The organism is Klenkia terrae (assembly GCF_037083865.1).
Classification (GTDB): Bacteria; Actinomycetota; Actinomycetes; order Mycobacteriales; family Geodermatophilaceae; genus Klenkia; species Klenkia terrae.
In genome coordinates this window covers 68,032-89,456 of record NZ_JBAPLV010000017.1, presented here as the reverse complement: position 1 = coordinate 89,456, position 21,425 = coordinate 68,032, and the positions used below count along the sequence as shown (strand labels likewise).

The following is a 21,425-nucleotide window of genomic DNA, read 5'->3' as shown; positions in this document are numbered from 1 at the left end:
GCCTGGACGGCGGACACCCCTCGATGTGGCACGTCGTCGGATCCGGACACGCGGACCCGACGCGATGTCACATCGAGCGGTCGGTGAGGAGGGCGGCGAGGGCGCGCTGCTGCTCCGCCTGGAGCAGGGAGTCCGGACCGGTGATCAGCGCCTTCCACGGCGGGGACCGGGTGCACCCCGGCCAGCCACCCCAGGGCGTCCCGCTCACGGTCCAGGTCGACACCGGCCGCCATCAGCGCACGGCCGGCCCGCCCGGCGCCACCGCTTTTACCGGGTCAGTTGGCCATGTCCACGAAGCGGGAGTAGTGGCCCTGGAAGGCGACCGTGACGTTGGCGGTGGGGCCGTTGCGGTGCTTGACCAGCATGATGTCGGCCTCGCCGGCCCGCGGGGACTCCTTCTCGTACATGTCCTCGCGGTGGATCATCATGACCATGTCGGCGTCCTGCTCGATGGAGCCGGACTCACGCAGGTCCGACAGCATCGGCTTCTTGTCCTGGCGCTGCTCGGACCCACGGTTCAGCTGGCTCATCGCGATCACCGGGACCTCGAGCTCCTTGGCCAGCAGCTTGAGCGCACGGGAGAACTCCGAGACCTCCTGCTGACGGGACTCGACCCGCTTGCCCGACGTCATCAGCTGCAGGTAGTCGATGACCACCAGCTTCAGGTCGTTGCGCTGCTTGAGCCGCCGGGCCTTGGCCCGGATCTCCATCATCGTCATGTTCGGGGAGTCGTCGATGTAGAGCGGGGCGTCGGCGACCTCGCCCATCCGGCGGGCCAGCTTGGACCAGTCCTCGTCGCTGAGCGAGCCCGCGCGCATGTGGTGCAGCGGCACCTTCGCCTCGGCCGACAGCAGACGCATGGTGATCTCGTGCTTGCTCATCTCCAGGGAGAAGATGCAGGCGGCCTGGTGGTGCTTGACCGAGGCGTTGCGGGCGATGTCCAGCCCGAGGGTCGACTTCCCCACGCCGGGTCGGGCGGCGATGACGATCATCTGGCCGGCCTGCAGGCCGTTGGTCAGCTCGTCGAGGTCGCGGATGCCGGTGGGCACGCCGCGGGCGGTGCCACCGCGGCTGGCGATCGCGTCCAGCTCGTCCATGGTGGGCTGCAGGACGTCCTCGAGGCGCGAGTAGTCCTCGCTCATCCGCTTCTCGGTGACGTCGTAGATCTCCTGCTGCGCCCGGTCGACGATGTCGTCGACGTCGCCCTTGCCGCCGGCCGCGCCGTAGCCGAGCTGGACCACCCGGGTGCCGGCCTCGACCAGGCGGCGCAGCACGGCCTGCTCGGCCACGATCGCGGCGTAGTAGCCGGCGTTGGCCGCGGTGGGCGTGGACTGGATGAGCGTGTGCAGGTAGACCGCGCCGCCCATCTTGGACAGCTGGTCGGTGCGGTTGAGCTCGGCGGAGACGGTGATCGCGTCGGCGGGCTCGCCGCGGCCGTAGAGGTCGAGGATGCAGTCGAAGACGATCTGGTGCGCCGGGCGGTAGAAGTCCGCGCCGTGCAGGACCTCCACGACGTCGGCGATGGCGTCCTTGCTCAGCAGCATGCCGCCGAGCACCGACTGCTCGGCAGCGACGTCCTGGGGGGGCTGGCGGTCGTACTGCGGGGCCGAGGCCACCGGCCTGCTGATGTCGTCGAGCACTGCCACTGTCGTGAGCCCCCATCTGTTGCGCGCGCCTACCGGGACGGGGTCACCGCGGGGTGCCCCGTCCGTCGTCGTCCTTCGTAGCGCGGGGCACCGACAGAACCGGTGCAGACCACCCCGCGCGGTGGATTCCCGGGTGACGCTAGGCAGCCGGTGGGCCGTCGTCCACGAGCGCTGTGCACAGGCCTCTGCACAACCTGGGGACAGAGCCGTGGACGGAGGCGGCCAGCGTGTGGAGGGACCCGGGACGGGCCACCGTCATCCGCTGGCCCAGCCCCCGTCACCTGCCCGTCTCCTGCGCACGGCCTGTGGACGGAAGAAATATCGTGCCCCCGGAGTCACCCGGGCGCGTCGCGCAGGGCACCGTCCACAACACCTCACCACCGGCGCCGGCCCACCTGTCACACCCGTCCCACCGCCCCCTGCGCCGGGGGTGGATCAGCTACGACGACCGGTGTGCATCCTCCGCCGTCGACGTCGGTGGCGGAGGACGCACGTCGGTCGTCCCACCCGATCCACGCCGCGGGGAAGGCCAGGGGAACGCCGCAGGGGGCGCCGGACCGCGAGGTCCGACGCCCCCTGCGGGACGAGCGAGGTGGTGACTACGCGGCGACGACCTCGATGGCCAGCGTGGCGCTGACCTCGGGGTGCACGCGCACCGTGACGGTGTGCGAGCCGGTCGACTTGATCGAGCTGGGCAGCTCGACCCGGCGACGGTCCAGCGCGGGACCACCGGCGGCGGTCACCGCGGCGACGACGTCGGCCGTGGTGATCGAGCCGAACAGCCGACCGCCGTTGCCGGCCTTGGCCGGGACCGTGACGGTCAGCGAGGACAGCTGGCCGGCGACCTGCTTGGCCTCGTCCAGCGTGGCCACGTCGCGGGCGGCACGCGCCCGGCGCAGCCCGGCGACCTGCTTCTCGGCACCGCGGGTGGCCTTGATGGCCAGGCCGCGGGGCAGGAGGTAGTTGCGGGCGTACCCGCCCTTCACCTCGACGGTGTCCCCGGCGGAACCGAGGCCGGTGACCTCCTGGGTCAGGATCAACTTCGATGCGCTCATGGTCAGCGCGCCGTGGAGGTGTAGGGCAGCAGGGCCATCTCGCGGCTGTTCTTCACGGCCACGGCGACGTCGCGCTGGTGCTGGGAGCAGTTGCCGCTGACGCGACGGGCACGGATCTTGCCGCGGTCGGAGATGAACTTCCGCAGCAGGGTCGTGTCCTTGTAGTCGACGCCGGTCGCCTTGTCCTTGCAGAACTGGCAGACCTTCTTCTTCGGCTTGCGAATGGGAGGCTTGGGCACAGGGTTCTCTTTCTAGGCTTGCGAGATCAGAAGGGGGGCTCGTCGGACGACGATGCCGGGGTCGACCAGGGGTCGCTGCTGGAGGAGCTGCCGCCCCCGCCGCCGGAGGAGCTGAAGCCCCCACCGCCGCCGGAGCCGCCGCCGAACCCGCCCCCGCCGTCGCCGCCGCGGTTGGCCTTGGTGACCTTCGCGGTGGCGTAGCGGAGCGAGGGGCCGATCTCGTCGACCTCGAGCTCGATGACGGTGCGCTTCTCGCCTTCCTTCGTGTCGAAGGAACGCTGCTTCAACCGACCGCTGACGATGACCCGGGAGCCACGGGTGAGGGACTCGGCGACGTTCTCGGCCGCCTGCCGCCACACGTTGCACCGCAGGAAGAGGGCCTCGCCGTCCTTCCACTCCGACGTCTGACGGTCGAAGGTCCGCGGCGTGGAGGCCACGGTGAAGTTCGCGACGGCGGCGCCGGACGGCGTGAATCGCAACTCCGGGTCGGCGGTGAGGTTGCCGATGACGGTGATGACGGTTTCGCCGGCCATGGTCAGTGGACCTCGGGCCGCATCAGCTTCGTGCGCAGGATGGACTCGTTCAGGTTGAGCTGACGGTCCAGCTCGGCGACCGCTGCGGGCTCGGCCTGGATGTCGACGATGGCGTAGATGCCCTCGGCGTTCTTCTTGATCTCGTACGCCAGGCGGCGACGGCCCCAGATCTCGGTCTTCACGGTGCCACCGGAGTTGGTGACGACGGAGAGGAACCGGTCCAGGCTGGGAGCGATGGTTCGCTCCTCCAGCTCGGGATCGAGGATGATCATCAATTCGTAGTGACGCACGGAGAACCCCACCTCCTCTGGTCTTGGCGGCTGCAGGAGATCTGCAGCAGGAGGGCTTGCACGCGTCGCGCGTCCGGGCAGGTCGAAGGGACGACCGACCGGACGCGCACCGCCGAAGGTACCAGCAGCTAGCTGCGGGAGGCCGCCCGCTGGCCCAGGTGGGTGCGGACCAGCGCCGCGGTCACGCCGGCCAGGGCGATCACCGCGGCCAGGGCCGGCACCGACAGCGCCGGGTCCGGGGTGCTGGCCGAGGAGTCCGAGGCGATCTCGACGTCGTCGCCGCTGCCGGACAGGCTCGAGCCGTCGAGGCCGGCGAGCTGGCCGAACACCGGCACCGAGGCGCCGTCGTAGCTGCCCGGCACGCCGCCGCCGCCGCTGCCGCCGGCCGAGGAGGCCGCGTCGCTGAACACGAAGCGGGACGGGTCGAACGCCGCCGCCGCGGAGGTGTCCAGCGGGGCGAGCTGGCCGGCCGAGCCCGGCAGGCCGTAGGTGTAGCCGGTGCCGTCGGTCGTCGGCGCCTCGGCGGCGGGGGCCTCCGCGGCCGGCGCCTCGGCCACCGGGGCCGAGGTGCCCGGGACCTGCGGGGCCGGCACGGCGGCGGAGGGGACGCCCGGCACGGCGACGGCCACCGGCGGCAGCTGGGGCAGGTTGGCCGAGGGCAGGTTCGGCAGGGGAACGAGGGTGTTGACCACGAACGGGGTGCCGACCGGCAGCGCCGGCAGCGTAGCGATGATGCCGTTGACCAGCTGGCCGACGAGGGCGCCCGGGGTGTTGGCGGCGGGGACCACGCGGTAGGTGTAGGTGATCGCGCCGACCGTGCTGGCCGGGAAGGTGTAGGCCGCGGACTGGCCGGGCTGCAGGGCCTTCGTGGAGCCGTTGAAGGTGACGGAGATGTCGGTGTAGACCGTGCCGCCCAGGGTGCCGACCACGGGCAGGGTGAGCTGCGCCGGGTAGGAGGCGACCGAGTTGACGAAGGTGGCGGTGCCACCGGCGTCCAGGCTCACCACCGGCGGGGTGAGCGTCCTGATCTCCACCGTGGCCGTGGGCGCCGCCTGGGCGGGCGGGGTGGCGAGCACCGAGCCGACCATCGCCAGCAGCCACCCCAGCGTCAGCACGGCGATGCCGCGCCTGGCCGACCGGCCGATCCGTCCGCTCTGCATGTCCTGCGCCTCTCCGTCGAGACCCCACCGCGGCTGCCCACACTGGCAGTACCTGCGGGTAACACCTATCACGTGCGACAACGAGTGTGTGACCTGGGAGATACGCGCGCATCTCGATGTCACCCCCACCGCCTACGTTCGGGGGTATGTCGTCACACCCGGTAGGAGTGCACGTCGGATCCGGGCTCACGGAGTCCGGCGAGGTCGAGGACGGCGGGGTGCTGGCGCGCGCCGCCGAGGTCGACGCCACCGCCGTCCAGGTGTTCCTGGCCGACCCGCAGGACTGGAAGGCCCCGGCCCCGCGCCCGGACGCCGAGCAGCTGCAGGCCTCGGACGTCGTGGTGTTCGTGCACGCGCCCTACGTGCTCAACGTCGCCTCGACCAACAACCGGATCCGGATCCCCAGCCGCAAGCTGCTGGGCCAGCACGCCGCTGCCTCGGCGGCGATCGGGGCGGCCGGGATGGTCGTGCACGGCGGGCACGTGACCGGCAAGGACGACCCGGTGGCCGGGTTCGACAACTGGCGCAAGCTCTTCGAGCGGCAGGCCCGGGACGGCGGCTTCCCGGTGCCGGTGCTGATCGAGAACACCGCCGGCGGGGACAAGGCCATGGCCCGCGAGCTCGAGGCGCTGGCCCGGCTGTGGGAGGCCGTCGGCGAGTTCGGCGCCGGGTTCGTCCTGGACACCTGCCACGCCTGGGCCGCCGGCTGGGACCTGGGCACGGTGGTCGAGGACGTCCGGGCGATCACCGGCCGCATCGACCTGGTGCACCTCAACGACAGCCGCGACGAGGCCGGGTCGAACCGGGACCGGCACGCCCCGCTGGGGGAGGGCTCGATCCCGGTCGAGCTACTCCTGGAGGTGGCGCGGACCGCCGGCTGCCCCGTCGTCCTCGAGACCCCCGGCGACGTCGCCTCGCACGCCGGGGAGATCAGCCTGGTCCGGGACGCCCTGTCGTGAGGAGGGGGCCCGGAGGGTCCCCGATCGATCGACGGACGCGCTCGACCCGAGCGGAGCGGGCTCCTGGTCGCGGTGCGGTCCGGAGGACCGCGGTGTGCGCAGCCGCAGCCGGAAGCGGTCGGCGGTGTGGTCGAGGATGCCCCCGGCCGGGTCGTCGGTGCCCGGCCAGCTCCGCCGCACCCGGTCCAGCTCGGGGTGCCACACGTCGCGCACGACCAGCGCCATGAGCACCACGACGGCGACGTCGCGCACGCCCACGGCCAGGAAGAACCACTGGACGTCGATGCCCTTGTTCTCGGTGCCCAGGTACCAGAGCAGGCGGGGCACCCACAGCACGGCCTCGGTGGCCTGCCAGAGCAGCAGCGACTGCCAGGCCGGTCGGGCCAGCACGGCCAGCGGGAGCAGCCACAGCGAGTACTGCGGGCTCCACACCTTGTTGACCAGCAGGAACCCGGCCACCAGCAGGAACGCGAGCTGGGCGACCCGGGGCCGCACCGGGGCCGACAGCGCCAGCCAGCCGACCGCGGCGCAGACCAGCAGCGTGGCGACCGCGACCCAGGTGTTGAGCACCGTCGGGCTCTGACCGGGGTCGAGCGGGCCGTCGAACAGCGCGTCGTCGGTGGCGGCCAGGGCGATGTTCCACAGCGTGTCCGGGTCGGCCGGGCGGCTGTCGTTGAGGCTGAAGAACAGCCGCCAGTTCTCCGGTGCCAGGAGCGCGATCGGCACGTTCACCACCAGCCAGGCGGCGGCCGCCGCCAGGGCGGTGCCGGCCCAGACCTGCAGCCGCCCGGCCCGCAGGCACAGCACCAGCAGGACGCCGAGCAGCAGCACCGGGTAGAGCTTGGCCGCCGTCCCCAGGCCGATGAGCGCGCCGGCCAGCACCGGGTGCCGGGTGGCCCACGCCCACATGGCCAGCGAGGCCAGGGCGACGGCGAACAGGTCCCAGTTGGTGAAGGCATGCACGACCAGCAGCGGTGACAGGCCGACCATGGCGGCGTCCCAGGGCCGGCGCCCGGCCAGCCCGACCACCGAGCGGGTGATCAGCAGCGCGCAGACGCTGAGCATCAGGCAGGTGACGACGTAGTAGCTCTGCACCGGCACCACGGTCGGCAGCAGCCCGACCGCCTGGGCCAGCGAGTCGTAGCCGCGGGACAGCACGGCGGCCAGCCACATGAAGCCGCCGGTGAGCACCGGGTACTCCATCGCGGAGTCCAGGTAGGGCACCTGGCCGGTGTCCAGGCCGCGCAGGCCGAACAGCGGCACGGTGTCGGAGTAGCAGAAGTGGGTGTACTGCTTGGAGCCCACCCAGTTGCCGTCCGCGCACGGGTTCTGCTTGGCCCAGGCCAGCGCGAGGCCGAGCACGGTGAACAGCAGCGCGATCCGCAGCGGGGTCCAGAACAGCGCCCGCCCGGTGACCGCGTGCCGGCCCCACGGGCCGCCGAACGCCTCGCTGGCCTGCGCAACCACCCGGTCGGTCCAGGTGGGCACCACCCGGTCCGGCCACGGCGGCGCGGCCACCTGCGGCGGCTCGCTGACCTGCGTCCCGACCTGCGCCGGGGACGGGACGGGCCCGCCCTCCGGCTGGTCGGCCGAGGACGGGCCCGTGTCCTGCGTGCTCACCGGGTCAGTGTGCCTAACGCGTCGGCTGGCCCGGCGGGATGACCGCACCCGGTGGGGCGACGGTGGTCGTCGGCGTCGTCGTGGTGGGCGCCGCCGTCGTCGTCGGGGCCGGCGTCGTGGTCACCGGGGCCGGCGTGGTGGTCACCGGAGCCTGGGTGGTGGTCTCCGGGGCCTCGGACGTCGGACGGGGGGCCTGCGACGTGGTGACCGGGGCCTGCGTCGTCTCCTCGGGCACCGAGTTGCCGGTGTCCCCGTCGATGATCTGCTCGGTCGGCAGGTCCTCGACCGGTGTGCCGTCGAGCACCCGGTCCATGAACTCCTGCCAGATCTGCCCGGGCAGCCCGGAGCCGAAGATCGGGCCGCCGTCGGCGTTCTCGATCGCTGACGGGGTGTCCGACCCCATCCACACCGCCGTCGAGATCGACGGGGTGTACCCGACCATCCAGGCGTCGGTGTTGTCGCTGACGCTGCCCTGCAGGCCCTGGGTACCGGTCTTGCTGGCCACCGGGCGGTCGTCGTCCAGGCTGCGCCGGGAGTACTCGGCGACGCCCTCGGTGGACAGCGTGGTGTCGCTGGCGACCTCGGCCGGGATGGCCTGGGTGCCGGCGTCGACCACCGACTCGGGGGTGACGACGAGGCCGCCCTCGGAGTCGGTGACCTGGGCGATGTAGTGCGTGGCGTGCCGGACCCCGCCGTTGGCGAGGGTGGCGAAGCCGACTGCCTGGTCGACCGGGCGCACCTCGTACTCACCGATGCCGATCGCGGCACCGGTGAAGCCCTCCCGGTTGGCCAGGACCTTCGCGCCGTCCAGCGTGCCGCCCTGCCAGGTGTCGCCCAGGCCCATGGCGGCCAGCGCCGTCGTCCTTACGTTGTCCGGGCCGACCTCGTAGGCCAACCCGTAGAACGTCGTGTTCAGCGACCGGGTCATCGCCTGCACCAGCGTGCAGGAGGCGCAGGAGGCGCCCCCGGAGTTGCGGACCGGCTGGGTGCGGTCGGGGAAGGTCTGCGGCGAGCTGCCGTCGCGCCGGGAGTTGATCGCGATGCCCTGCTCCAGCGCGGTGGCCATCGCGTAGGGCTTGAACGACGAGCCCGGCGGCCGCTGCGCCTGCGCGTAGTCGAACCCGGTGCCGCTGGTGCCGCCGTAGTAGGCGAGCACGGCGCCGGTGCGGGGGTCGACGGCGACGAGGGCCTGGCGCAGCGTCTCGGGCTCGCCCTCCATCACCGAGTTCACCGTCTCCACGGCCGCCTGCTGGTAGGTCGGGTTGACCGTGGTGGTGATCCGGTAGCCGCCGCTGAGCACCTGGTCCTGGGTCAGGTCCAGCCGGGTCTGCATCTCCGCCAGCGCCTGCTGCACGATCAGCCCCTCGGGGCCGTCGGGCAGGCCCAGGGAAGACCCGGTCACCGGCAGCACGGCCGGGTAGGTGGACGCGCTGCGGTCCCCGGAGCTGAGCCAGCCCTGCTCGACCATGCCGTCCAGCACCAGGCCCCACCGGTCCTGGGAGCCCTCGGGGTTGTTGGCCGGGTCGTAGGCGCTGGGGCTGCGGACCAGGACGGCGAGGACGGCGCCCTGCTGGGCGGTCAGCGCGCTGGCGTCGACCCCGAAGTAGGTCTGCGCGGCGGCCTGGATGCCGTAGGCACCGCGGCCGAAGTAGATGGTGTTGAGGTACCCCTCGAGGATCTCGTCCTTGGAGTAGTTGTTGTCCAGCTTCACCGCCAGGAACAGCTCCTGGAACTTGCGGCTGAACGTCTGGTCCGCCGTCAGCAGGGTGTTCTTCACGTACTGCTGGGTGATCGTCGACCCGCCCTGCGTCGACCCACCGGTCAGGTTGTTCCAGGCCGCCCGGGCGATGCCGGTGATCGAGATGCCGGGGTCGTCGTAGAAGTTGCGGTTCTCCGCGGCCAGGATCGCCTCGCGGGCCGGCTCGGACACCTGGTCCAGCGTCACCGCGATCCGGTTCTCCGAGCCCAGCCGGGCCATCTCGGTGGTGCCGTCGGAGTAGTAGACGATCGTGGTCTGGGCCTGCGAGACGTCGTCCAGGCTGGGCACCGTGGTGTTGGCGTAGACCACGCCGACGAAGACGCCGAGCAGCACCAGGCCGCCGACGACCAGGGACGCGAGGACCTTGTAGATACGCCGGCGCTTCTGCTTCGCCGTCCGCTTGCCCTTGCCGCGCTTCTTGCCGGCCGGCCGGGCGGAGACCTTCGGGCCGTCACCGGTGCGGGATGCCGTCGTCCGGCCGCGGTCGGCCCGCTTGGCCGTGCGCGGGTCCGGGCGCCGGGGGTCGGGTCGCCCACCGCCGCCACCGGAGCGGGTGGCCCGGGCGGGCGGGGGTCGGCGGACGGAGCCGGCGGGCAGCCCGACGGGTGAGGTGTCGTCGTGGGGAGGCACGGCGGTGGCCCCTCTCTCGAGTCGGTGGGCGGCGGACGTCGGACGTCCCGGCGACCCGGGTGGGACCCGGGGTGCCGGGTCCAGGATGACGGGTGGAGCTGTGGAAGGTCGGGACCGTTCCGTCCACAGCGCGGCGCAGGTCGGCGGCCCGGTCAGTCCCTCGCGGTTCGGCGACGGGTACCGCGCCGGGCCCGGCCGGGCTCCGGCACCGCCCCGAGGACGTACGAGGTCGCCAGGTGGTTCCAGCCGCAGCTGCGGCAGACCTCCACGGCGTAGACGGCGAACTCGTCCTGCATCGCATCCATGCGCGTGAGCTCCGCCTGCCGCTTGGCCTGCCCCGCCACCGTACCCAGGGCCTCGCCGTAGACGTAGTTCACCCTGGTCAGACGCCTGCGGCTGCAGACCGGACAGGTCTCGTCGGTCTCCTCGCCGTGGTGCCGGGCGGCCTGGGTGAGGTAGGGCGTGGCGTCGCAGACCTCGGCCAGGGACGTGCGCCCGGAGCGGACGTCGGCCAGCAGCGCGCGCTTGCGCAGTGCGTAGTCCACCGTCGAACGCCGAGGCACGCGGACCAGCCTACGACCGCCGATCACCCCCGCCGACATGACAAACGAACTCGTATGTTCGTATGGTGGTCGGGACGGCCCGCCCGGCGGGCCAGCGGAGCTCCAGCGTCGGAGCCCGGCAGCGGGCACCCGGCAGCGTCGCCGGGGTCGGTCGCACGACCACCTGCAGCACAGACATCAATGCCGGCCGTCGTGCCGGCACGAGGAGGACCCATGGGTTCGGTGAAGGTCGCCATCGTCGGCGTCGGCAACTGCGCGGCGTCGCTGGTGCAGGGCGTCGAGTACTACCGGGACGCCGACGAGACGAAGTCCGTGCCGGGGCTGATGCACGTCCGGTTCGGCGACTACCACGTCTCCGACGTCCAGTTCGTCGCCGCGTTCGACGTCGACGCCAAGAAGGTCGGCCGCGACCTCTCCGAGGCCATCGTGGCCAGCGAGAACAACACGATCAAGATCGCCGACGTCCCGCCGCTGGGCGTGACCGTGCAGCGCGGCACCACCCTGGACGGCCTGGGCAAGTACTACCGCGAGATCGTCGAGGAGTCCGACGACGAGCCGGTGGACATGGTCACCGCGCTGCGCGAGTCCGGCGCCGACGTCCTGGTCTGCTACCTGCCCGTCGGCTCCCAGCAGGCCGCGGAGTTCTACGCGCAGGCCGCCATCGACGCGAAGGTCGCCTTCGTCAACGCGCTGCCCGTCTTCATCGCCGGCACGCCGGCCTGGGCGCAGAAGTTCACCGACGCCGGTGTGCCGATCGTCGGCGACGACATCAAGAGCCAGGTCGGGGCCACCATCACCCACCGCGTGCTCGCCAAGCTCTTCGAGGACCGCGGCGTGCAGCTCGACCGCACCATGCAGCTCAACGTCGGCGGCAACATGGACTTCAAGAACATGCTCGAGCGCGAGCGCCTGGAGTCCAAGAAGATCTCCAAGACCCAGTCGGTGACCAGCCAGGTCGACCGCGACATGGGCAAGGGCAACGTGCACATCGGCCCGTCGGACCACGTGCCGTGGCTCTCGGACCGCAAGTGGGCCTACGTCCGGCTCGAGGGCCGCGCGTTCGGCGACGTCCCGCTGAACCTGGAGTACAAGCTCGAGGTCTGGGACTCCCCGAACTCGGCCGGCATCATCATCGACGCCGTCCGCGCCGCGAAGATCGCCCTGGACCGCGGCATCGGCGGCCCGATCCTGTCGGCGTCGTCGTACTTCATGAAGAGCCCGCCGGAGCAGTACAGCGACTCCGAGGCCCGCGACGCGGTCGAGGCCTTCATCGCCGGCACCGTCGAGCGCTGAGAAAGGACCTCGGTGCCCCCCGCACCACGCTCCGCGCGGCACGGGGCCCTGCACCGAGGCCGTTCCATCGGGTGACCTGAGCCGGGCCGGCGTGCCGCACTACCGTGGCGGCATGCCGGCCCGTCCACGTCTGCTCGCCGTCCTGCTCACCGTGGTCGCCGTCCTCCTGGCCGGGTGCGGCGGGTCCTCGGCGGCCGACCGGAACCCCGGCGACCCGATCACCGACGACGAGGCCGACATCCTCGCCGGCCTGCTGCACCGGGACTACACCGAGGGCGGGGCCGACTTCACCGTCACCGCGCCCTACGCCGAGAACACCGTGCTCACCCTCACCGGGGAGATCGACTTCCGGCAGGGCGTCGGCAGCGCACAGGCGGTCACCACCTACGGCGGCGGCCAGCCCGACGACACCCGCACGCTGTTCTTCTCCACCGCCGACCTCTGGTACGGCGACGTCCCCGGGCTCAGCGACGCGCTGGCCGCGGCCGGCCGGCCGGACACCACCTACCTGCGCCGCCCGATCTCCAGCACCCAGGCCAACGGGACGGCGTCGCTGGTCGACGTGCTGGTCCAGCTGGTGCCCAACCTGTCCCAGCGGGCCGCCGACGACCCCCGCGCCTTCCTGGAGCGGGGCTACACCTGGCAGGGGCAGCGGTCGGTCAACGGCCAGCTCGCCGCCGCGTACCAGACCGGCACGGGCGCGACCATCCTCGTCTCGGCGGAGGACCAGTTGCTGCTGCAGTACACGACGCGGCTGCCCGACCAGAGCTTCGACGTGACGATCACCCTGGGCGACCACGGGCCGCGGACCATCACGCTGCCCGACGAGGCGGAGACCGCGCTGGTCTCGGACTACCCCCAGATCGCCGCCGACCTCGGGTTTTGAGGGAAGCGAAACGGGAGGGACGGTCTCTTCCCCAGACCGTCCCTCCCGCGGGGCTCAGTCTGCCAGAACCGGGCGCCCGGTGCGAGACCCCTGGGACGGGTGAGCCGCCCTCGTCAGTTCTGGGTCGGGTCGGGTGCCGCGGTGCTCAGCACGGCGCGCGCCCCGGCCTGCCGGCGCAGCACGCGGTGCCACAGCCGGTCGCCGCCGTCCTCGGACAGCACGTCGTCGGCCCGGCCCGGCACGCACGCCCAGGCGCCCTCGACCATCTCGGTGCGCAGCTGCCCCGGTGACCAGCCCGCGTACCCCGCGAAGACCCGCAGCCCCCGGACCGCGGACCGCACCTCCTCGGGGTCGCCGTCCAGGTCGACCAGGTGCACGTCGTCGCCCACCAGCTGCAGCCCCGGGACGCCGGTCGACGTGACCGCCAGGCACAGCGCGGTCTCGCTCTCGCACGGCCCGCCGACGTGGAAGACCCCCGGGTCCACCGCCAGGTCCGACCAGACCGGCAGCACGTCGGCGATCCGGACCTCGCTGGGCCGGTTGAGCACCACGCCGACCGTGCCGGTGGCCGAGTGGTCGACCACGTAGACGACGGTGCCGGCGAAGTTGGGGTCGGCCAGCACCGGCATGGCCACCAGCAGGCAGCCGGGCCGGACGTCCTCGGGCTCCCCGAGGGTCAGCCGCGGCGACGCGCCGTGGGGCCGCCGGCCGGCGGCGGGGGCCGTGGGCCGACGGTCGGGGTCTGGCGACGGGGGCACCGCGTTCATCGGCTCCAGTGTGCCCCAGGTCGGCCGCCGTGGGGGGTCGCCGGGTGCCGGTTCCTCCACCCGGGCAGCTGCGCCGCGCCGCCGTAGGGTGCGGGTGTGACGGGGCGGGTCCGGGGGTCCGGACGAGGGAAGACCACCCGTCTGCTGCTTGCCCGGCCCGACTTCCGCCGCCTGCTGCTCACCCGCCTGGCCTCCCAGTTCGGGGACGGCGTCTTCCAGGCCGCACTCGCCGGGACGGTCCTGTTCAACCCGCAGCGGGCCGCCGACCCGGTCGACGTCGCCGCCGGGTTCGCCGTCCTGCTGCTGCCCTACTCCCTGATCGGCCCGTTCGCCGGGGTGTGGCTGGACCGGTGGAGCCGCCGGCAGGTGCTGGTGGTGGCCAACTGCGTCCGGGCCGTCCTCGTCGTCGGTGTGGCGGCGCTGACCTGGTCGGGGGTCAGCGGGCCGCTGTTCTACCTGGCCGGGCTGGCGGTGTTCTCGGTCAACCGGTTCGTGCTCTCGGCGTTGTCGGCCGGGCTCCCGCACACCTGCGAACGGCCCCAGCTGGTGCCCGCCAACGCGCTGACCACCACCGCGGGCGCGGTGTCGGGCGTGCTGGGCGGCGGGGTGGCCATCGCGGTGCAGTCGTTGCTGGGCGGGTCCGACGGCGGCTACGCCCTGCTGGCCCTCTGCTCGGCCCCGCCGTACCTGGTCGGCGCCGCGGTCGTCGCCGGGTTCGCCCGGCCCTACCTGGGTCCCGACCACTCCTCGCGCACGGCCACGGTGTCCGCGCGCGACGTGCTGCACGGGATGCTCGCCGGCGCCCGGCACGTGCTCGCGTCCCCGGCGGCCACCCGGGTGCTGGCCGTCATGGCGGTGCACCGGGTGTGCTTCGGGCTGCTGACCCTGCTGACGCTGCTGCTCTACCGGAACAGCCTGGTGCCGACCGGCTGGTTCCCGGTGGGCCTGCCCGGTCTGGCCCAGGTGCTCGCCGCCGGCGCCGTCGGCACGCTGCTGGCCGCCGTCACCACCCCGCCCGCCGTCGCGCGGTGGGGCAAGGGCCGCTGGACGACGGGGGTGCTCCTGCTCGGCGCGGTGGGCCAGCTCGGGCTCGGTCTGCCGTTCACCCCGCCGACGATCGTGGCGGCCGGCTTCGTGCTGGGCTTCGTCAGCCAGGCGGTGAAGATCTGCGTGGACAGCACCCTGCAGGAGGTCGTGCACGACGACTTCCGCGGCCGGGTGTTCTCCGTCTACGACACCCTGTTCAACGTGACCTTCGTGGTCGCCGTCGTCACCGCCGCCCTCGTGCTGCCGGCGTCGGGCACCAGCGTGCCGGCGCTGGTCGTGGTCGCCGTCCTCTACCTCGCCACCGCCGTGGCCAACGGGCTCGTGGGGACCCGGGGGCGCGGTGCGGCGGTGCCGCTCAGCCCCGGGAGCGCCACCAGCTGAGCAGCTCGGCCTCGGCGGTCTCCGGGTCGACCGGGCCGCGCTCCAGGCGCAGCTCCTTGAGGAACCGCCAGGCGGCGCCGACGTCGGGGCCGGGGGAGATCTCGAGCAGCTCCATGATCCGGTTGCCGTCCAGGTCGGGGCGGACGCGGGCCAGGTCCTCGGCCTCGGACAGCTCCCGGATCCGCTGCTCCAGCGAGTCGTAGGTCGCCGACAGCATCGCCGCGCGCCGCTTGTTGCGGGTCGTGGAGTCCGAGCGGACCAGCTTGTGCAGCCGCGGCAGCAGCTCGCCGGCGTCGGTGACGTACCGGCGGACCGCGGAGTCGGTCCACTCGCCCGAGCCGTACCCGTGGAACCGCAGGTGCAGGAAGGTCAACCGGGCGACCTGCTCCACGATCTCCTTGGAGTACTTCATCGCCTGCAGCCGCTTGCGCACGAGCTTGGCCCCGACCACCTCGTGGTGGTGGAAGGAGACCCGGCCGCGCTCCTCGTGCCGGCGGGTGGCCGGCTTGCCGATGTCGTGCAGCAGGGCCGCGAGCCGCAGCACGAGGTCCGGCGGGGTGCCCGGCTCCTCCAGCGCGATGGCCTGGTCCAGCACGGTCAGCGAGTGCGTGTAGACGTCCTTGTGCTGGTGGTGCTCGTCGATCTCCATGCGCAGCGCGGCCAGCTCGGGCAGGACCACGTCGGCCAGCCCGGTCGACACGAAGAGCTCCAGCGCCGCGCGCGGGGCCGGGTTGAGCAGCGTGCGGGAGAACTCCTGCTGCACCCGCTCGGCGGTGATCCGGCCCAGCTCTGGCGCCAGGGCCATCATCGCCCCCACGACCTCGGGTGCCGGGGCCAGGCCCAGCTGCGCGACGAAGCGCACCGCGCGCAGCATGCGGAGGGGGTCGTCGGCGAAGGAGTCCTCCGCCCGCCCCGGGGTGCGCAGCCGACCGGCCAGCAGGTCGCCCAGGCCGCCGAAGGGGTCGGTGACGGTGCGGTCGGGCCCCAGCGAGATCGCCATGGCGTTGACGGTGAAGTCGCGCCGGGCCAGGTCGTCGACCAGCGAGCTGCCCCAGGCGACCTCGGGGTTGCGGGACTCCCGGTCGTAGCGGTCGGCGCGGTAGGTGGTGATCTCCAGCCGCTCGCCGCGGACCTCGGCGCCGACCGTGCCGAACGCGATGCCGGTGTTCCACGTGGAACTCGCCAGCCCGTCCAGCACCGCCAGGGTCTGCTCCGGGGTGGCCGACGTCGTCAGGTCCAGGTCGCCGATACGCCCCACGCCGGAGCCGGCGGCCAGCAGCGCGTCCCGGACCGACCCGCCGACCAGGTGCACCTCGTGCCCGGCCGCGGTGAAGCGCTCGCCGACCAGGCCGAGGACGGGGGTCAGGTCGACCAGCTCGCGGACGGTCTGCTGGACGGCTGCGGGGACCGGCTCGGGGTCGGGGCGCGCGGGCTGGTCGGACACGACCGCCCAGGCTACCGACGCCGGTCGCGCTACCCTGCAGGCATGGCTCCGACGGGCGGACGACGGCGCCCGGGCCGACGTCTGCGCCGGGTCGACGAGACCTCGGCCGGTGGCCTGGTGGTCGCCGACGACGACGGCACCGGCCCCCGCGCCGCGCTGATCGGCCGCACCGACCGCCGCGGTCGCCTGCTCTGGTCGCTGCCCAAGGGGCACATCGAGGCAGGCGAGACCCCGGAGGACACCGCGGTCCGCGAGGTCGCCGAGGAGACCGGCATCCAGGGCGTGGTCGTGGCACCGCTGGGCATCATCGACTTCTGGTTCGTCGCCGACGGCCGGCGCGTGCACAAGACCGTGCACCACTTCCTGCTCCGGGCGACCGGCGGCGAGCTGTCCGACGAGGACGTCGAGGTCACCGAGGTGGCCTGGGTCCCGCTGACCGAGCTGTCCAGCCGGCTGGCCTACGCCGACGAGCGGGCCCTGGTCGAGCGCGCCCCCGGGCTGTTGGCCGACACCGCGTGACCGGGTCCACCAGGCCCCGCACGGACACAGCAGGCCCGCCCGCGGCAGCGCCGAGCGCCAGCGAGGAGATGTCGTGAGGCGGCGGGCCACCGGCGGCGGCGTCCGCCCCGTGACCCCAGCCCCGCGGCGGGCCGCCGTGCTCGCGGCCGTCGTCGTCGCCGTCCTCGGCGCGCTGCTGCTGCCGGCCGGCACCGCGTCCGCCGCGCCCGGGGACGACCCGGCGGCGACCCCCTCGACCGGCCCCGTCGGCGTCTCCCTCACCAGCCTGGAGCCGCGCACCGTCCGGCCCGACAGCACTATCCAGCTGGTGGGCACGCTGACCAACGACGGCGACGACACGATCACCGACATCACGGTCCGCCTGCAGCGCGGCGACCGGCTCACCAGCCGGCAGGAGCTCGCCGACGACGCGGCCACCCCGTCGGCCGGCGACGCCGCCCAGGCACCCTTCTCCCCGCAAGTCGGCGTGCTGGAGCCCGGGGACTCGATCCCGCTGGGCTACACCGCCACCGCCGCCGACCTGGGCATCGTCGAGGACGGCGTGTACCCGGTGCTGGTCAACGTCAACGGCACCCGCAACGGGCTCGTCGAGCGGGTCGGTGAGCTGTCCACCTACCTGGTCGCCGCCGCCTCGACCACCAGCCGCACGTCGGTCGCCTGGCTGTGGCCGCTCACCGAGCGGCCGCACCGCGACGCCGCGGGTGCCTTCGTCGACGACGACCTGGCCGGCGAGATCTCGGCCGACGGCCGGCTGGACCGGGCGTTGGACGTGCTGGAGGACCTGCCCGACGGCGGCCGGACCGTGCCGGTCACCCTCGCCGTCGACCCGGCCCTCGTCGAGGAGGTCACCGCCATGGCGGCCGGCTACACCGTCGCCGGCGCGACCGGCCAGGGCGTGACGGCCGCCGCCGACTGGCTCGAGCGGCTCCGGGCGTTGGCCAGCGTTCACCCGGTCGTGGCGCTGCCGTACGCCGACGTGGACGCCGACGCCCTCCAGGCCGCGGGGCTACCCGCCGTCGTCACCCGATCGCTGCCCGGCACCCCCGAGGGCACCGCGTCCCAGCCGCTGGACGCCCAGGGCGACCCGGTGGCCACCCCGACCGCCGCCCCCACCGCACCCGCGGACGACGAGGACACCGACACCGGCGCCGGGGCCCGGATCCTCGCCGACGCCCTGGACGTCACCCCGCGGACCGACCTGGCGTGGCCGGCCGGCGGCACGGTCCGCCCCGACACCCTGGCCACGCTCCGGGCCGGCGGCGTCGGCGAGCTCGTCCTGGGCCAGGGCGCCTACGCCGACGCAGCGGCCGCGGTGGGGCGGACCGGCCGCGCCGCCGCCGCGCGGGTGCCGGTGACCACCGGGGCGGACACGCTCACCACCCTGGTGGCCGACGGTGCCCTGGGCGACGTCGTGGCGGCGGCGGACACCACCGCCGGCGGGGCCCGGGTCGTCGAGCAGCGCTACCTCGCCGAGCTCGGCGTGCTGACCAGCCAGCTCGCCGCGGTCGACCCGGCCGTCGCGCAGACCGTGCTGGTCGTGCCGCCGCGCGAGGTGCAGGCCGATCCCAGCTGGGCGACGGCGATGATGGCCGACACCGCCTCCGAGCCCTGGCTCGCCGCGGTCTCGGTCGACGACCTGACCCGGGGGCCGGTGGCCGACGCCGGCGCCCTCGTGGCGCCGACCGGCGACGGGCAGCTGTCCGGCGTCGGGCTGGCCACGGTCGCCGAGGCGGTCGCGATCCGGGACGACTTCGCCGCCGCGGTCGACGACGCCGGCGTCGTCCTCGCCGGGTACGACGCGGCGATCGCCCGCGCGTCGTCGGCGGCCTGGCGGGGCGACCCGTCCGGCTTCACCGCACGGACCACCGACCTGCAGCAGACCCTGACCGGGCTGCGCGGCCGGGTGGGCCTCGTGGCCCCGGCCGACGGCACCTACAGCCTGGCCTCCAGCGACGCCCCGCTGGTGCTCACCGTCCGCAACGACCTCCCCTTCGCGGTCACCGTCACCCTGGACCTGCAGACCCGCAGCGGGGTCGGCTTCGACGCCGACCCGGTCTCCGACCGACGCCTGGAACCGGACTCCCGCACCGTCGTGCAGGTGCCGACGTCGGTCCGCCAGTCCGGCAGCTTCACCGTCGTCGCCCGACTGGCCACCCCGGCCGGCGGGCAGCTGGGCACCCAGGTGGAGCTGCGGGTCAGCAGCACCGCCTACGGCCCGATCACCCTGGTCATCACCCTCGGCGCGGCCGCGCTGCTGGCCCTCCTGTTCCTGCGCCGGCTGGTGCGCTTCGTGCTGCGCCGCCGGCGCGGTGAACCCGGCCCGGTCGAGGACGACGCCCTGCCCGGTGCGGACGACGCACCCACCGCGCCGCCCGCCGCACCGCCCACCCGGAGCCCGGTGTGAGCGGCGACGACCACCGGCCCGACAGCCCGCCGGCCGCGCACTCCGGCGAGGGCCCCTCCGTGGCCGAGATCGTCGAGCGGGCCGAGGCCGAGCGGCGCAGCGGGGAGCAGCCCTCCGCGCGGCCAGCCCGACCAGCGTCCCGGCCGCTCCCGCCGGCGCCCTACGGCGCCGTCCCCCCTCCGCTGGCCGCCCCGTCGGCCAGCGCGCTGGCCGGGCACCCGACCACCGACGACCCGGCGTTCCCGCAGCAGCGCCGGACGCCGCCGCCGACCGACGGCACCGGCCGCAACCCGGGCACCCGGGCCAGCCCGCTGGGTGCCGCGCTGGCCCCCCCGTCCCGGCCGGCGCCCGTGCAGCCGCGCGCACCGCAGCCCCCGCCGCTCCCGCCGCAGCCCGCCGTGCAGCCGCCGGTGGCCGGGCCGCGCACCCGCTCGGGCGAGCAGGTCTCCTTCCGCACCCGGTTCGTGCCGGGACCCGACGACACGCAGGTCATCCCGGTCCTGCCGCCGGTGCCCGCGCCGTCGGAGGACGAAGACACCGGCACCGTCGAGGCCCGCGAGGGAACCCCGGGCGGCAGCCGCGGCATCCTCCGCGCCGCCGGCACGATGGCCGTGGCCAGCCTGGTCTCCCGGGTCACCGGGCTGGCCCGCACCGTCGTGCTCGCCGTCGTGCTGGGCGTGGCGGCGGTCAACGACGCCTACACCGTGGCCAACACGCTGCCCAACATCGTCTACGAGCTGCTGCTGGGCGGGGTCCTGACCTCGGTCATCGTCCCGCTGCTCGTGCACGCCCAGGAGCGCGACCCCGACGGCGGCGTCCGGTACGCGCAACGGCTGACCACCGTCGCGATGGCCGGGCTCGTGGTGATGACGGTCGCCGCCGTCGCGCTCGCCCCGGTGCTGACCCGCGCCTACGGGGTCAGCGGCGGCGAGGAGCAGGTCGCCCTGGCGACCTGGCTGGCCCGCATCCTGCTGGTGGAGATCGTCTTCTACGGCCTGGGGGCGCTGGCCACCGCGATCCTCAACGCGCGCGGGGTGTTCGGCTGGCCGGCCTGGGCCCCGGTGCTCAACAACGTCGTGGTGATCGCCACCGCCGTGCTCTTCGTCCTCGCCGGCGGGCCGGGCGACCTCACCCCGGTGACCATCACCGACACCCAGGTCTGGCTGCTCGGCGGCGGCACCACGCTCGGCATCGCCGTCCAGGCCCTGGTGCTGGTGCCCCAGCTGCGCAAGGTCGGCGTCCCGCTGCGGCCCCGCTGGGGGCTGCGGGGCACCGGGCTCGCCGAGGCCGGGACGCTGGGGCTGTGGGTGATCGCCTACGTCGCGATCAGCCAGGTCGGCGTGCTCGTCGCCACCCGGGTCGCCTACGCCGCCGCCGACGACGGCGGGCTGGGGCCCGGCGCCTTCTCCATCGCCAGCCTGCTCTTCCAGATGCCCTACGGGATCATCGGGGTGGCGCTGCTGACCGCTCTGGTGCCCCGGATGAGCCGGGCCGCGAGCCGGCAGGACGTGCCCGGCGTGGCCGCGGACCTGTCGCTGGGCATGCGGTTGTCGGCCGTCGGCCTGCTGCCGGTCACCGCGCTGCTCCTGGTGCTCGGCCCGGCCCTGGCCACCGTCGGCTTCGGCCACGGCCAGACGTCCGCGGACGAGGCGCGCGCCATCGGCACGGCCCTCGCCGTCGGCGCCTTCGGCCTGCTGCCGATGGCGGTCACCCTGCTCCAGCTGCGGGTCTTCTACGCGATGAAGGACGCCCGCACCCCCACGCTGATCCAGATCGCGATGGTCGCCGTCCGGGTGCCGCTCCTGCTGGCCGTGCCGGCGGTGGTCAGCCCCGAGCACGTGGTCGCCGGCCTCATGGTCGCCACGTCGATCACCTACCTGGCCGGCTGGGCCGTCGGGGCGCTGGCGCTGCGCCGGCGGCTGGGGGAGATGCGTACCGGCGACGCCGCGGGGCCGGTGCTGAAGCTGACCGCGGTCTCGGTGGTCGCGGCCCTGGTCGGGTGGGGTGCGGTGCACCTGCTCGGCGGTCTGGTGGGTACCTCCGTGATCGGTTCGCTCCTGACCCTCCTGGTCGGTAGCCTGGTCATCGGCGTCGTGGTCGTGGTCGGCGTCGTGCTGGTGGGTGTCCCCGAGATCGCGGGTCCGCTCGCCGCCGTCCGGGCGAGACTGGGCGGGGCACGGCGATGACCACCCCGGCTCCGCGACCGGCGCGCGTGGTGCCGGCAGGGGAC

The 21,425-nt window shown here is 73.9% G+C and carries 19 protein-coding genes; 7 read left to right on the top strand and 12 right to left on the bottom strand.

The genetic code is table 11. From position 1 onward, the window contains the following. Positions 1 to 67: 67 nt before the first annotated feature. From UXQ13_RS15800 to UXQ13_RS15770, 7 genes are all read right to left on the bottom strand, one after another. Entirely contained in the window at positions 68 to 208 is a 141-nt protein-coding gene (locus UXQ13_RS15800) for a hypothetical protein (RefSeq protein WP_225233684.1), read from the bottom strand. A gap of 67 nt (positions 209 to 275) precedes the next feature. Next, the gene (gene dnaB, locus UXQ13_RS15795; RefSeq protein WP_225233685.1) at positions 276 to 1,640 is read right to left on the bottom strand and encodes a replicative DNA helicase; all 1,365 of its coding nucleotides are present in this window, start codon (positions 1,638 to 1,640) and stop codon (positions 276 to 278) included. A gap of 605 nt (positions 1,641 to 2,245) precedes the next feature. Then, on the bottom strand, positions 2,246 to 2,701 hold the full coding sequence (gene rplI / locus UXQ13_RS15790) for a 50S ribosomal protein L9 (protein WP_225233686.1): 456 nt from the start codon (positions 2,699 to 2,701) through the stop codon (positions 2,246 to 2,248). 2 nt (positions 2,702 to 2,703) lie between these two features. Next, positions 2,704 to 2,940 carry a 30S ribosomal protein S18 gene (gene rpsR / locus UXQ13_RS15785; RefSeq protein ID WP_056296079.1) on the bottom strand — a complete coding sequence of 79 codons (237 nt, stop codon included), beginning with the start codon at positions 2,938 to 2,940 and terminating at the stop codon, positions 2,704 to 2,706. A 26-nt stretch (positions 2,941 to 2,966) separates the two neighbouring features. Then, the gene (locus UXQ13_RS15780) at positions 2,967 to 3,473 is read right to left on the bottom strand and encodes a single-stranded DNA-binding protein (protein ID WP_336392528.1); all 507 of its coding nucleotides are present in this window, start codon (positions 3,471 to 3,473) and stop codon (positions 2,967 to 2,969) included. Between the two features lie 2 nt (positions 3,474 to 3,475). Continuing rightward, positions 3,476 to 3,763, bottom strand: coding sequence for a 30S ribosomal protein S6 (rpsF, locus tag UXQ13_RS15775; protein ID WP_225233688.1), 288 nt, complete (start codon positions 3,761 to 3,763; stop codon positions 3,476 to 3,478). A 128-nt stretch (positions 3,764 to 3,891) separates the two neighbouring features. Further along, the gene (locus tag UXQ13_RS15770) at positions 3,892 to 4,923 is read right to left on the bottom strand and encodes a hypothetical protein (protein ID WP_225233689.1); all 1,032 of its coding nucleotides are present in this window, start codon (positions 4,921 to 4,923) and stop codon (positions 3,892 to 3,894) included. A gap of 167 nt (positions 4,924 to 5,090) precedes the next feature. On the opposite strand from UXQ13_RS15770, the gene UXQ13_RS15765 reads away from it, so the two are divergent. Then, positions 5,091 to 5,882: a deoxyribonuclease IV gene (locus UXQ13_RS15765; protein ID WP_225233690.1), complete on the top strand. Its 792-nt coding sequence runs from the start codon at positions 5,091 to 5,093 to the stop codon at positions 5,880 to 5,882. Here the strand turns inward: UXQ13_RS15765 and UXQ13_RS15760 are convergent. From UXQ13_RS15760 to UXQ13_RS15750, 3 genes are all read right to left on the bottom strand, one after another. Continuing rightward, positions 5,772 to 7,502 (bottom strand): glycosyltransferase family 87 protein, encoded by a 1,731-nt coding sequence (locus UXQ13_RS15760; protein WP_225233691.1) that lies wholly within the window; start codon positions 7,500 to 7,502, stop codon positions 5,772 to 5,774. The genes UXQ13_RS15765 and UXQ13_RS15760 overlap by 111 nt on opposite strands. Before the next feature lie 13 nt (positions 7,503 to 7,515). Then, positions 7,516 to 9,891, bottom strand: coding sequence for a transglycosylase domain-containing protein (locus UXQ13_RS15755; protein WP_336392527.1), 2,376 nt, complete (start codon positions 9,889 to 9,891; stop codon positions 7,516 to 7,518). A 152-nt stretch (positions 9,892 to 10,043) separates the two neighbouring features. After that, entirely contained in the window at positions 10,044 to 10,454 is a 411-nt protein-coding gene (locus UXQ13_RS15750) for a DUF5318 family protein (RefSeq protein WP_225233693.1), read from the bottom strand. Between the two features lie 213 nt (positions 10,455 to 10,667). Here UXQ13_RS15750 and UXQ13_RS15745 point away from each other — a divergent pair, with 213 nt between their 5' ends. Further along, positions 10,668 to 11,747 carry an inositol-3-phosphate synthase gene (locus UXQ13_RS15745; RefSeq protein ID WP_225233694.1) on the top strand — a complete coding sequence of 360 codons (1,080 nt, stop codon included), beginning with the start codon at positions 10,668 to 10,670 and terminating at the stop codon, positions 11,745 to 11,747. Positions 11,748 to 11,859: 112 nt separating this feature from the next. Further along, entirely contained in the window at positions 11,860 to 12,633 is a 774-nt protein-coding gene (locus UXQ13_RS15740; protein WP_225233695.1) for a hypothetical protein, read from the top strand. Positions 12,634 to 12,746: 113 nt separating this feature from the next. Here UXQ13_RS15740 and UXQ13_RS15735 read toward each other — a convergent pair whose 3' ends face one another. Next, positions 12,747 to 13,400, bottom strand: coding sequence for a YqgE/AlgH family protein (locus tag UXQ13_RS15735; RefSeq protein ID WP_225233696.1), 654 nt, complete (start codon positions 13,398 to 13,400; stop codon positions 12,747 to 12,749). A gap of 96 nt (positions 13,401 to 13,496) precedes the next feature. Between UXQ13_RS15735 and UXQ13_RS15730 the strand changes: the two genes are divergently transcribed. After that, a complete protein-coding gene (locus tag UXQ13_RS15730) occupies positions 13,497 to 14,828 on the top strand; it encodes an MFS transporter (RefSeq protein ID WP_225233697.1) in 1,332 nt (443 codons plus the stop codon). Here the strand turns inward: UXQ13_RS15730 and UXQ13_RS15725 are convergent. Continuing rightward, positions 14,803 to 16,272: a CCA tRNA nucleotidyltransferase gene (locus UXQ13_RS15725; RefSeq protein ID WP_225233698.1), complete on the bottom strand. Its 1,470-nt coding sequence runs from the start codon at positions 16,270 to 16,272 to the stop codon at positions 14,803 to 14,805. The two genes, UXQ13_RS15730 and UXQ13_RS15725, sit on opposite strands and share 26 nt — an antisense overlap. Positions 16,273 to 16,314: 42 nt before the next feature. On the opposite strand from UXQ13_RS15725, the gene UXQ13_RS15720 reads away from it, so the two are divergent. From UXQ13_RS15720 to murJ, 3 genes are all read left to right on the top strand, one after another. Next, complete coding sequence (locus UXQ13_RS15720) at positions 16,315 to 16,791, top strand: NUDIX hydrolase (RefSeq protein ID WP_225233699.1); 477 nt, start codon at positions 16,315 to 16,317, stop codon at positions 16,789 to 16,791. A gap of 73 nt (positions 16,792 to 16,864) precedes the next feature. Beyond that, entirely contained in the window at positions 16,865 to 19,195 is a 2,331-nt protein-coding gene (locus UXQ13_RS15715) for a DUF6049 family protein (RefSeq protein WP_336392526.1), read from the top strand. Further along, positions 19,192 to 21,381 (top strand): murein biosynthesis integral membrane protein MurJ, encoded by a 2,190-nt coding sequence (gene murJ, locus UXQ13_RS15710; protein WP_225233701.1) that lies wholly within the window; start codon positions 19,192 to 19,194, stop codon positions 21,379 to 21,381. The genes UXQ13_RS15715 and murJ overlap by 4 nt, the downstream gene beginning before the upstream one ends. The last annotated feature ends 44 nt before the right edge of the window (positions 21,382 to 21,425 follow it).

Bases quoted from the DNA above. Each gene is read 5' to 3' on its own strand.
- rplI (WP_225233686.1), bottom strand. From the start codon at position 2,701: ATGAGCGCATCGAAGTTGATCCTGACCCAGGAGGTCACCGGCCTCGGT.
- UXQ13_RS15780 (WP_336392528.1), bottom strand. From the start codon at position 3,473: ATGGCCGGCGAAACCGTCATCACCGTCATCGGCAACCTCACCGCCGAC.
- UXQ13_RS15770 (WP_225233689.1), bottom strand. From the start codon at position 4,923: ATGCAGAGCGGACGGATCGGCCGGTCGGCCAGGCGCGGCATCGCCGTG.
- UXQ13_RS15745 (WP_225233694.1), top strand. From the start codon at position 10,668: ATGGGTTCGGTGAAGGTCGCCATCGTCGGCGTCGGCAACTGCGCGGCG.
- UXQ13_RS15740 (WP_225233695.1), top strand. From the start codon at position 11,860: ATGCCGGCCCGTCCACGTCTGCTCGCCGTCCTGCTCACCGTGGTCGCC.
- UXQ13_RS15735 (WP_225233696.1), bottom strand. From the start codon at position 13,400: ATGAACGCGGTGCCCCCGTCGCCAGACCCCGACCGTCGGCCCACGGCC.
- UXQ13_RS15720 (WP_225233699.1), top strand. From the start codon at position 16,315: ATGGCTCCGACGGGCGGACGACGGCGCCCGGGCCGACGTCTGCGCCGG.